This window comes from Paenibacillus nuruki (genome assembly GCF_001721045.1).
GTDB lineage: Bacteria > Bacillota > Bacilli > Paenibacillales > Paenibacillaceae > Saccharibacillus > Saccharibacillus nuruki.
Map to the genome: position 1 here is coordinate 16,469 of NZ_MDER01000059.1, position 11,028 is coordinate 27,496.

Consider the following 11,028-nt stretch of genomic DNA (forward strand, 5'->3'; position numbering starts at 1 on the left):
ATACATAATCGCTCATATAAAACCTACACTTAAAATTACTACCTAAATAATTATAGAGCTGTTTTAACACCAAATCCGATTAGCGCAAGTCCGGTTAACTTTTGGAAAACAAGCTGTACTTTAGGCTTTTGTAATACGTGTTGAAGATGTTGAAGTAATCCGACTAATACGATAAACCAGATTACAGCAATCAACGTTAGAATCAATCCTAGATACAGTAATTGCTGATGCACATGCCCTTCTGTATCAATAAATTGAGGAATAAAAGTAACATATACGAGCACTGTTTTGGGATTTAGAATATTACTGATCATACCTTGTAACAATGATTCTTTGTAATGCTTGGTAGGCTGATGCATCATCACAGATGAATCGGTAGGTTGTAAAGATTGAATTTGCAAATGACTTCGAGTCAATAATACTCTAATCCCGATATATAATAAGTATGCTGCTCCTACATATCGAATCAGATTGAAAACAAAAACAGATTGCGAGATCGCTACAGAAAGACCTAATACCGCAATACATGTCCAGAACAACAATCCCGTTGCAATACCAATTACAGTATAATAAGCCCCTTTGGCTCCATAGGCAAAATAATTCCGCATAATCAGTACTGTATCTGTACCCGGTAACATCGACATCAACACAGCCATTAATATGTACGTCAACAGATGTTCCATTTAAGAACTCAACCGTTCTTGTCGAAAGACATTGAGATATTGCTTGGGTGTTAGACCGACCATTTTTTTGAAAAACTTGCTAAAATGGCTTTGATCACTGAATCCTGTCTGTATAGCGACTTCGATCAAAGGTGTGCCTTGCTCTAGCAGTTCTTTCGCTTTGTTAATACGTATCGTCTCCAAGTAATTGTAAGGAGTAATCTTTTTCTCATCTTGAAAAGCACGAATCAATTGATATTTGTTATAGCCTATCAGATCACTTAATTCAGCCAGCGTCACGGTCTGCGAATAATGTTGCTCTAGGTAATGACAGACTGTCTGGATATCTGGGTGTTGATGAGATACTGCATGTGCATGTTGCACAGACGTATCTGTATATTGCTCAATCAAAGATTGTAATAATTGCTGGAATAGTGCTTCTTTGGCAAGCTGATCTTCTGCGCTCACAATAGATGAATGTAACTGCTTTAACGTCTGAGTTAATGGATGATCTACAAGTACATTTTGAGCAAAATAAGGAAGTTCTCCTTGGTTAAACTCTCGCATCACATCAATACTAACGTTGATACAGCGGTAGTCCAGAGTGAGATGATCGATCTGTTCACAGCTATGAATATCATATGGGTTAAATAACAGTAAATCACCCGGATTAATAATGTATTCTTTCCCTTTACAGATCAATTGCCTTTGACCCGCTTCAATAAATCCGATCACATAATACTCATGAAAATGAGGAGAAAATTTCTGCATAATACCTTGAAATTGGTAAGCTTCTATCTGAAGCTGAGTATCCAAATGTAATGTTCTGAGTTCATTTGCCATCTTGTTATCCTCCTAACCTGCTGGGTTCTGATTCTATTTTAATCAATATTATTGTTAAAAGTCTTGTACGATATTGCAGATTTATAGAATGGCATAGATCGTATTATCATTAGAATGATAACTTATGTACCTTGTATCGTTGAAAAAAAAGTAAAAAAGCCGCTACGTAGAGCGACTTTCTATCTTATATTGAACATGAGTCTATTGATGAACATACAGCACTAACAGTTAGCCTGTAGTTAGACCATACATTTTGCAAGCTTCTTCTAATCCACCGACAAAATACGTTTCCGAAGTGGTAAATGCCCATTCTCCATCGATTTTGCGGAATTGACCTAATACGAGTGTATCACATACTGTACTCGGCATATATTCAAACGTATGATACAAGTTCAGTTCATTATCAATCGTCAATTCCACTTTTTGCTTATACGCATCGAGTGAACCTACGATAACAATTTTCTCGCAATACGCAGGCAAAATGGACAGATCGATATACATCATTTTTTCCCATGCATTATCGTTGATCAATCGTATACATCCACTCGGATGATCAGTCTGATTGTAGAAAATTAAATCTTCATCACTTTGACATTGATCCGATCCATCGACGAGAAAAGCAGAAATATCGATATCGATCTCGTCTTCTACATCTTTTTTAGATAATTTGAGCTTGAGTTCACTTTCATCAGAGACTCCGATACGTGAGCGCAAGCGATCTTCCACTTTGGCTAACTGCATTTTATCCCATATTTCTACATCTAGTTGTTCTGCTAATTGTAGCGCAGCACGGCTAAAATAATTTGTTGCTACAACCATATATTTGTCGCAATTGTACATTCTTGCGCCTGCATATACTTCTTGTACAGCTTTGATCGGAACCACATTGCTAAAGCATTTTAACTGCACCGCTTTGCGTACTCCGCCTTTGATCGCGATCAGATCCACCCCATAATCAGGAGCATAAGGATCACTGGTAGGTACTTCGACTTCATAGCCTAATTTGGTAAACAAATCCTGCATATGATACTCAAACGTTTTACCATTTAGAGCGATATCTTCTAACACTTCTGGCGTGAAATTATACGTATCCGTCAGATCAGGAATCCCATAATTGGCACCGATCTTTTCCATGCCAGCATTATAACCGTTCCCGATAGCATTAAAGCGCCATTCTTGCTTGTAGTAATATAATGCACCCAATTCCAGCGCTGTATTAGAAGCACATGTCTCCATATCAATATGAAAACGAATCAATTCACGATTATCGTAAGTGAGCACACGAATATATAATTGTTCAGGTGTACCATCAGGCATAACCAGTGAAAATAGAATCTTATCTTGCCCTGCTTGCTCTACTGCCGATAGATTCACTGTATATTGCTCCATATCTTCTGTTGGTAATTCTCGTCCATCGACATGGGTCATCCCGATCGTGGATTTATTACCGAAAAAAGCGATATTTTCAGCATCAGCTAATTGATTATTGGCAAGCAACATCGCCGCGCTTAGACATTCCCCTTCGACTGTTTTCCAACCGATCCCTACTTTGAGATTGGTTTGTTCTACTTTGGATTTGGAGCCTTTGATCACATGTTGTGAATCTGCTATGTTTTCGATCTGACTGATGCGTACTCGTCCATGCATCGGTAAATCTGTTTTGTTCACATACTGCGCAAATTTATTCAACAATTTACGATATAATACCGAAGTGGCTAGACTAGAAATCTTAGGAATATGCGTTAACATAATATTTTTAGGTGGTTTTTCAGCACACCGTAAAGGTGATCCTTTAATCGATACAAAATTCCAGAACATATGCGGTGCATTCATGGATTGAATGACTCGTGTATACGGTGTAACTTCTTCATCTGTAAACCAGATAATATGTGTTAATTCACTGGTATGAAATAGTTCTGCGAATAAATCTATTTTTTCTCCACGTAATGGATCTTTACCGTAAATATGTGTTTTCATATAATGAGAAGCGGTCACTTCTGCAAAATGAGGTAACTTGTAAAAAGATCCTTCGGTCTGGGCGATCACTTCAATATCACCGAACATCGATAACGGTGACAGCTTGGTCAAGACGGATTGCATATTATTACGCTTCATATACCGCTGTAGACTATCGGCTGTATTGATAATAAATATGTACCTCATTTTGGAACCATCTACATCTTGACGGGTTAAATAGGACTGATACGATGCTCTATAGTTAGTGGCAGAACTCATACAAAAACTCCTTTAAGAAAAATATAGAAAAAAAGATAGAAACCATACTAATGTGACTTAATAATCATTTATATTATTTCTAACTTTACCTCTTTTTACCTAAGAAGGAAATGAAATATTTTACGTTGGTTAGAATATAGGATGTTTGGTCTAATAGAATAAGGAGAGCGATATTGTGGAGGGAGAACGGTATGACATCATTACAATGGGTTACAACTACAACATGGGATGAATCATTATGGCAAAAGATTCAACCGATTTATGAAGAAGCATTTCCACATGGAGCGAAGCCCAAAAGGATATTGCGTACCATGCTGGAGCAAAATCATACGTTTATTCATGCTTTAATGGATCAAGATCAGGTAATAGCGATGGCGATCACGGGTCTGGTCGGTTCTTCTGCTGAATATATATTAATTATTGATTATATGGCTGTGCATCACGATTGGCGTGATCAAGGAATTGGGATGTCTTTTTTGGAACAGATCAAGCAATGGGCGATTCAGGAGTATTCTTTGGCGGCTATTGTGATCGAAGTGGAAGCTGAGGATACTCCGCTGAATCAAAGCCGATTATTATTTTGGGAAAAGTGCGGCTTTATTGCGACCTCTTATGTACATCAATATATCTGGGTTCCCGAACCTTATCGTGCAATGGTATTACCTGTACAAGCTGACTTTGTTGTCGATGATCAAGGAGAATCTCTATTTCGTCATATTATTTCTTTCCATGAAAAAGCCTACCGTAAAAGGTAGGCTTTTTGGATTTTAGTTTTTTATTTTATTATAGTGCAGGAGCAGTGAACGAACGTCCAGCAAATTCGGTATCCATCATATAGAAAGCATTACTGTCTTGTTCAATACGACGTAACTTTTGGATTAGATTATCGAACAAAGCCTCTTCTTCTACTTGCTCATCGATAAACCATTTCAAGAAATAGATGGTTGCATGTTCACGCTCATTAAGCGCTAAATCTGCCAGATGATAAAACTTCTCTGTATTTCGTTTCTCATGTGCATAGCCATGTTCAAATACATCAAGCATCGATGTGTATTCGTTGGTTGGTTCAGGCATCGCTGTAAGTGTAGCACGGTATCCACGGTCATTTAGAAATTTGTAGATTTTCATCGCATGGAAACGTTCTTCTTCTGCTTGAACAATAAAGAAGTTAGCAAATCCATCCAGACTTTCTCCTGAACAGTAAGCAGCCATTGCCATGTACGTATGCGCCGAATAAAATTCAAAGTTCATTTGTTCGTTTAAAGAATGTATTAATTCATTTGCCATGATTCAGACACCTCGACCTCTATGTAATATAGATTGATTATAACACAGAATTGTCGAACTTATTTTGAATATCTAGTGACTCTCAATTGTGACCAAGTCTTGTATGATCTTGTATGTTAATGATTGAACTACAAAAAAACAGGATCATATGCACAAAAGTATGCAGATGATCCTGTTGATTTGTTTATGATGATTAATAACGAGATGAGGATTGAAGTGAAGGTTGATGTTCACCTGTGCTTTCAGAATAAGTAGATGTCGTCAACGTTGATTCTTCTTTCATCGAAAATAGTGCTTTCACTTCATGCAGACATAACATGAATGAGTTACCGATTTCTTTGGTATTATCTCCTGCTCCTTTAATCGTCGCCATTGCTACTTTCAAGTCAGCAGACTTTTGTTGCGCTTCACCTTTAATACGATCTACATTTTTCTTTACGCCATCTACATCTTTTTTGACATCATCCAAAGTCAATTTGATTTGGTCTGCGGTGGCTTTACATTTGTCGATACTTTTTTTGATATCTTTAATCGGGTTACCCATAAGAGTACCTCCTTGTGTTTTTCTTTGTTTTCTCATACTATCTATTACCCAAAAGAAATGATTTAACGTAAAAGATTACTTTTTGCCAAATCAATGATCTCATCACCACGTCCATTAAGGATCGCTTTCATACTCCATACTGTAAATCCTTCTGCTTGTTTGAGTGTGATTTTCGGTGGCATGGATAGTTCTTGACGGTTAATGACCACATCAAGTAGTACAGGGCCATCATGAGCAAGCATACGCTCAATTGCAGAAGGAAGGTCAGCAGGATCTTCAACTCGAATCCCCATAATACCTAACGCATTTGCTACAGCCGAAAAGTCAGGGTTCACAAGCGAAGTCCCTGTTTCAAGGAAGCCTGCTGCTTTCATTTCCAGTTCGACAAAGCCAAGTGCGCCGTTATTGAAGACAACAGTCTTGATAGGCAATTGATGTTGCTTCAACGTCAGTAGATCGCCCATTAACATAGATAACCCACCATCACCGGATAAAGAGATCACCTGACGCTCTGGAGCGGTGGCTTGTGCTCCGATCGCTTGTGGAAGTGCATTTGCCATCGTCCCATGATTAAATGAGCCCAAAAGACGACGTTGACCGTTCATTTGTAGATAACGAGCCGCCCATACCGTTGGCGTTCCGACGTCTGCTGTAAAGATCGCATCATCAGTCGCTGCATCACTTAACAGTTTCATGAGGTACTGCGGATGAATTGGAGTATGCCCTGGTTTGCCAACAGCTAATTCATCTAGTCCTTCGCGTACTTTGGTATAACGATCTACACATTTCTGCAAATGATTCGAATCATGTACTGTTGTAAGTAAAGGTAATAATTGTTCTATCGTATGTTTGACATCTCCGCAGAGTCCGTAATTCACATTTGTCCGTCTTCCGATATGAGAAGGATCAATATCCACTTGCAAAATAATGGCTTTCTCAGGATAAAATTGACGATACGGGAAATCAGTACCTAACATTAAGAGTACATCACAATCCATCATCGTATGATAACCGGAAGAATAACCAATCAATCCTGATAAACCTGCAAAATAAGGATTGTTATATTCTAAATGTTCTTTCCCTCTAAGCGCAGTCACCATTGGAGATTGCAATCGTTCTGCTAATTGCATCACTTCAGCATGAGCACCTTTACATCCTGCACCACATAATAGACTGATTTTTTTGCCTTCGTTTAAGTAGGTGGCTAGCTTTTGCAATTCATCTGTAGAAGGGTGAACGACTGGACGAGTCACATGACCGGGAATTTCAGATACAGGATGTTTTCCTGCTTCTAGTGCAGCAATATCTCCGGGTAAAATAATAACGGATACCGTAGATTGTGCTATAGCCGTCTGGATCGCCATGTTGATCGTACGTGGCATTTGCTTCTCCGTCATAATCGTTTCACAAAAAGCACTACATTCTTGAAAAATTTGTTCTGGATGTGTCGCTTGGAAATAACTACTTCCAATCTCATCACTTGGAATATGAGCAGCAATTGCAAGTACAGGTACACGATTGCGATAACAATCATATAATCCATTAATTAAATGTAGATTTCCCGGCCCGCTACTGCCTGCACAGACAGCAATACTACCTTCTAATTCCGCTTCTGCTCCTGCGGCAAAAGCAGCCACTTCTTCATGACGAACATGAATCCACTGGATTTGACCGGATCGACGTACAGAATCCATAATAGCGTTCAATGAATCGCCTACGATTCCGTAAATGCGTTTAACACCTGCATTGATTAATGATTCTACAACTGAATCTGCAATATTTTTTTTCATGTACAGTCACCTTCTCATTTCCTATAGTCTATTCTTTATTTAATCTTTCGACATAATTCATTCTTTACCCGCAGAGTCACCTTTCTCAAACAATATGTAATTATATACAAAAGCCCTTTACCGAATAAACAGGCAAAGGGCTTAAAGTAATCTATCATATATCCTACTACATACGTAGGATCTTAATCTTCGAACTCTACATTGTGATAAACCTGTTGTACATCTTCTAAGTCTTCAAGCGCATCAATTAATTTTTCAAATTGTGCATACGCTGCTTCATCCGGAAGAGTAAGGTAATTTTGTGGCAACATCGTTAATTCAGCAACGGTAAATTCAGTAACACCAGCTTCTTTGAATGCTTCTTGCACAGCATGGAATTGATCCGGTTCAGCATAGACAATAACCGCTTCATCTTCTTCAAGAATATCGCGAGCATCAACATCTGCTTCCATCAAAATTTCCAAGACTTCATCTGCTGTTTTGCCTGTGATTCCGATTACTGCTGTAGAATCGAACATGTAAGCAACAGAACCAGCCACGCCCATATTACCGCCGTTTTTGTTAAAAGCAGAACGAACTTCTGGTGCAGTACGGTTTACGTTATTGGTTAAAGCGTCCACAATAATCATAGAACCATTTGGACCAAAGCCTTCATAACGAAGTTCAGCATACTGCTCATCTCCGCTACCTTTTGCTTTTTCAAGTGCACGATCGATAATCGCTTTAGGTACGTTATATGTTTTTGCGCGTTCAACAACGACTTTCAATGCACGGTTAGTTTCCGGATCGGGATCGCCTTTCTTCGCAGCTACATAAATTTCAACTCCAAATTTGGCATAGACACGACTTGTGTTAGCATCTTTTGAAGCTTTCTTCTCTTTAATATTATTCCATTTACGGCCCATAGTTATCCCGCTCTCTTTCTAATATTAAATCTATATAATCAGTCAGTGTCTAATTATACTCGTAAAAAGATGCGTGAACAAGTTCATTCCTGCTGTTTCTGTTCATTTTGGTTCACAATAACGTGCACATCTAGTCATCTTTTCCAAATAACGGCACTTTCAGCAGGTGTTCATTTGCCTTTAGGACGGAATGTTTCGTCAGGATAACCTTGTATCTATGTACTTCTCCATTCAATCCTATTGACCATTATTCATTTATTCATTGGTCTTGAACTTACGGATATTTACAATAATATTATAGATCGTGCCGACAATATATACAGCAAGCAGTACATAAGCAATCATATTAGCTGTAGTGGATTTGACATAGATTAATAGATAAAGAGCAACAAACAGAAATTCAGTATTGATAAAAACAAACAGCAGTTTTTTCGCAATTTCTTCAGGTGTAAAGGCAAGAACACCATGGCTAGGTTCCACAACTGCTCCACTTTGCTTACGTTTGTTACTGAGACTCATCCAACGTAGACCTGTCATGATAATCCCTACAGCAATTAAACCAATCACGATCAATAAAGCAATCTCCAGATTGTTCATTTGATTCTCCTTTGAAATGAATAAAAAGTAGTCGATCTCTCTTATTAATGTAAGATTAGACTTCGTTTTACATTATACAATAACTTTTATATCAATATATACATTTAAAAATAAACAATAAAAAAGAGTGCCTGTAAGCACTCTTTCTACTGTAAGCTCTATTTATTAACTTAAAATACTTTTGTTGTCCAATCTTCACAATTCCAAGTCTCTGTCACGATATCACGATAGAATTCAGGTTCGTGAGAGATCATCAAAATACTGCCTTTGTACGCTTGAAGCGCACGTTTAAGCTCGTCTTTGGCATCGACATCCAAATGGTTCGTCGGCTCATCCAGTACAAGAATATTCGTTTCACGATTGATCAATTTACAGAGACGAACTTTAGCTTTTTCGCCACCGCTCAGTACAGCAATTTTACTTTCGATATGCTTGGTCGTTAGTCCACATTTGGCTAGTGCAGCACGAACTTCAAACTGGGAATACGAAGGAAACTCTTTCCAAATCTCTTCAATACAAGAATTGTAATTGTCGCCTTTCATTTCTTGCTCAAAATAACCAATTTGCTGATGTTCTCCACGTTGTACCGTACCCGAAATCGCTTGAATTTCGCCTAGAATACTACGTAGCAATGTCGTTTTACCGATACCGTTGGCACCGACTAAAGCGATTTTTTGACCACGTTCCATTTTGAGATCAAGCGGTCTGGACAATGGCTCATCATAACCAATAATCAAATCGTTCGTTTCGAAAATCAATTTGCCTGCGGTACGACCGACTTTGAAGTTGAACTGCGGTTTCGGACGTTCTTGTGCAAGTTCGATCACATCCATTTTATCCAGCTTCTTCTGACGGGACATCGCCATATTACGAGTCGCTACACTTGCTTTGTTACGGGCTACAAAGTCTTTTAACTGTGAAATCTCTTGTTGTTGACGCTTGAAAGCAGACTCGAGCTGTTGTTTTTTCATATCATAGACTTCTTGGAAGTAATCATAATCGCCTACATAACGGCTTAATTCCTGATTTTCCATATGGTAAATAATATTGATCACACTATTTAAGAAAGGAATATCATGAGAGATCAGAATAAAAGCATTCTCATAATCAAGCAAATAGCGCTTCAACCATTCAATATGCACTTCATCCAGATAGTTGGTCGGCTCATCCAGCAAAAGAATATCTGGTTTTTCAAGCAGCAATTTGGCAAGTAAGACTTTGGTACGTTGACCCCCACTGAGATCGTTCACATCTTTATCAAGACCGATATCTGTTAATCCCAGACCGCGCGCTGTTTCATCGACTTTGGCATCGATCAAGTAGAAATCTTGAGCAGTTAGTGTATCTTGAATCGTACCCACTTGCTCTAGCAATTCTTCTAGTTCTTCAGGAGTCACATCTCCCATTTTGCCGTACATATCATTCATCTCTTGCTCCATATCAAGCAAGTATTGGAAAGCTCCTTTTAATACATCACGAATACTCATGCCTTTATCCAGAATAGCATGTTGATCCAAATAACCTACACGTACACGCTTCGACCATTCTACTTTACCTTCGTCCGGCTGTAATTTGCCTGTAACGATATTCATAAAAGTAGACTTACCTTCACCATTCGCTCCGATTAAGCCGATATGCTCGCCTTTTAGCAAACGAAATGATACATCTTTAAAAATAGCACGATCACCAAATCCGTGACTTAACTTCTCTACATTTAATATACTCATGGTTGATATAACACCTTTTCTGTTAGACTTTTTTCCTCGTTTTATTATAGGGGGAAACTAATAATAACTCAACGAAACAAATCTAATTTTTAATATTAAGGCATAACAGGAATATATGGTTTAATTGCATCAATAATTTTATTTTTAGTAGTTTCATCTTCTGATCTTTTCAATAAATTAATTATTAATCTTCTATATTCCCCTTTTGTTAATCCAAATTTCCCACATATTTTATCACTTAATTCTTTATAATTAAATATTTTTAGAATTTCATCATATTTTTTAGAATTTTCATATATATTAAGTTTTTCGTTTAAAATATTTTTGAATTTTTCTTCAGAAAATCTCATTTCAATTTTCAATTTTATTTCTTCACTACTCACTTTATTATCAAACTTTATTTTACTCAATTGATGATTAATCTCGATTGCTACTGCT

Annotated in this window: 11 protein-coding genes; 1 reads left to right on the forward strand and 10 read right to left on the reverse strand. The window is 37.8% G+C overall.

All coding sequences use genetic code 11. The features are described 5' to 3' along the window. Positions 1–50: 50 nt before the first annotated feature. The 3 genes from PTI45_RS16075 to PTI45_RS16085 all read right to left on the reverse strand — a co-directional run bounded on the left by PTI45_RS16075 (position 51) and on the right by PTI45_RS16085 (position 3,740). Positions 51–683 (reverse strand): LysE family translocator, encoded by a 633-nt coding sequence (locus PTI45_RS16075; RefSeq protein WP_069328623.1) that lies wholly within the window; start codon positions 681–683, stop codon positions 51–53. Further along, entirely contained in the window at positions 684–1,505 is an 822-nt protein-coding gene (locus PTI45_RS16080) for an AraC family ligand binding domain-containing protein (protein ID WP_069328624.1), read from the reverse strand. 228 nt (positions 1,506–1,733) lie between these two features. Further along, a complete protein-coding gene (locus PTI45_RS16085) occupies positions 1,734–3,740 on the reverse strand; it encodes a TerD family protein (RefSeq protein WP_069328625.1) in 2,007 nt (668 codons plus the stop codon). 191 nt (positions 3,741–3,931) lie between these two features. Between PTI45_RS16085 and PTI45_RS16090 the strand changes: the two genes are divergently transcribed. After that, positions 3,932–4,495: a GNAT family N-acetyltransferase gene (locus PTI45_RS16090; RefSeq protein ID WP_069328626.1), complete on the forward strand. Its 564-nt coding sequence runs from the start codon at positions 3,932–3,934 to the stop codon at positions 4,493–4,495. A 28-nt stretch (positions 4,496–4,523) separates the two neighbouring features. On the opposite strand, the gene PTI45_RS16095 is transcribed toward PTI45_RS16090, so the two are convergent. From PTI45_RS16095 to PTI45_RS16125, 7 genes are all read right to left on the reverse strand, one after another. Continuing rightward, positions 4,524–5,027, reverse strand: coding sequence for a ferritin (locus PTI45_RS16095; RefSeq protein ID WP_069328627.1), 504 nt, complete (start codon positions 5,025–5,027; stop codon positions 4,524–4,526). 193 nt (positions 5,028–5,220) lie between these two features. Beyond that, positions 5,221–5,571 carry a DUF948 domain-containing protein gene (locus PTI45_RS16100; protein WP_069328628.1) on the reverse strand — a complete coding sequence of 117 codons (351 nt, stop codon included), beginning with the start codon at positions 5,569–5,571 and terminating at the stop codon, positions 5,221–5,223. Between the two features lie 62 nt (positions 5,572–5,633). Further along, complete coding sequence (gene poxB, locus PTI45_RS16105) at positions 5,634–7,361, reverse strand: ubiquinone-dependent pyruvate dehydrogenase (RefSeq protein WP_069328629.1); 1,728 nt, start codon at positions 7,359–7,361, stop codon at positions 5,634–5,636. Positions 7,362–7,543: 182 nt separating this feature from the next. Continuing rightward, on the reverse strand, positions 7,544–8,266 hold the full coding sequence (locus tag PTI45_RS16110; protein ID WP_069328630.1) for a YebC/PmpR family DNA-binding transcriptional regulator: 723 nt from the start codon (positions 8,264–8,266) through the stop codon (positions 7,544–7,546). A gap of 255 nt (positions 8,267–8,521) precedes the next feature. Further along, positions 8,522–8,863 (reverse strand): hypothetical protein, encoded by a 342-nt coding sequence (locus PTI45_RS16115; RefSeq protein WP_069328631.1) that lies wholly within the window; start codon positions 8,861–8,863, stop codon positions 8,522–8,524. A 170-nt stretch (positions 8,864–9,033) separates the two neighbouring features. Continuing rightward, the gene (gene abc-f / locus PTI45_RS16120; RefSeq protein WP_069328632.1) at positions 9,034–10,590 is read right to left on the reverse strand and encodes a ribosomal protection-like ABC-F family protein; all 1,557 of its coding nucleotides are present in this window, start codon (positions 10,588–10,590) and stop codon (positions 9,034–9,036) included. A gap of 95 nt (positions 10,591–10,685) precedes the next feature. Further along, positions 10,686–11,028, reverse strand: a 343-nt coding sequence (locus PTI45_RS16125; protein WP_217492696.1) for a hypothetical protein, incomplete at its 5' end; no start/stop codon positions are given.

What these genes read in the sequence shown, in the direction of transcription:
- PTI45_RS16110 (WP_069328630.1), bottom strand. Translation starts at nt 8,266, where the DNA reads ATGGGCCGTAAATGGAATAATATTAAAGAGAAGAAAGCTTCAAAAGAT.
- poxB (WP_069328629.1), bottom strand. Translation starts at nt 7,361, where the DNA reads ATGAAAAAAAATATTGCAGATTCAGTTGTAGAATCATTAATCAATGCA.
- abc-f (WP_069328632.1), bottom strand. Translation starts at nt 10,590, where the DNA reads ATGAGTATATTAAATGTAGAGAAGTTAAGTCACGGATTTGGTGATCGT.
- PTI45_RS16095 (WP_069328627.1), bottom strand. Translation starts at nt 5,027, where the DNA reads ATGGCAAATGAATTAATACATTCTTTAAACGAACAAATGAACTTTGAA.
- PTI45_RS16100 (WP_069328628.1), bottom strand. Translation starts at nt 5,571, where the DNA reads ATGGGTAACCCGATTAAAGATATCAAAAAAAGTATCGACAAATGTAAA.
- PTI45_RS16080 (WP_069328624.1), bottom strand. Translation starts at nt 1,505, where the DNA reads ATGGCAAATGAACTCAGAACATTACATTTGGATACTCAGCTTCAGATA.
- PTI45_RS16090 (WP_069328626.1), top strand. Translation starts at nt 3,932, where the DNA reads ATGACATCATTACAATGGGTTACAACTACAACATGGGATGAATCATTA.
- PTI45_RS16115 (WP_069328631.1), bottom strand. Translation starts at nt 8,863, where the DNA reads ATGAACAATCTGGAGATTGCTTTATTGATCGTGATTGGTTTAATTGCT.
- PTI45_RS16085 (WP_069328625.1), bottom strand. Translation starts at nt 3,740, where the DNA reads ATGAGTTCTGCCACTAACTATAGAGCATCGTATCAGTCCTATTTAACC.
- PTI45_RS16075 (WP_069328623.1), bottom strand. Translation starts at nt 683, where the DNA reads ATGGAACATCTGTTGACGTACATATTAATGGCTGTGTTGATGTCGATG.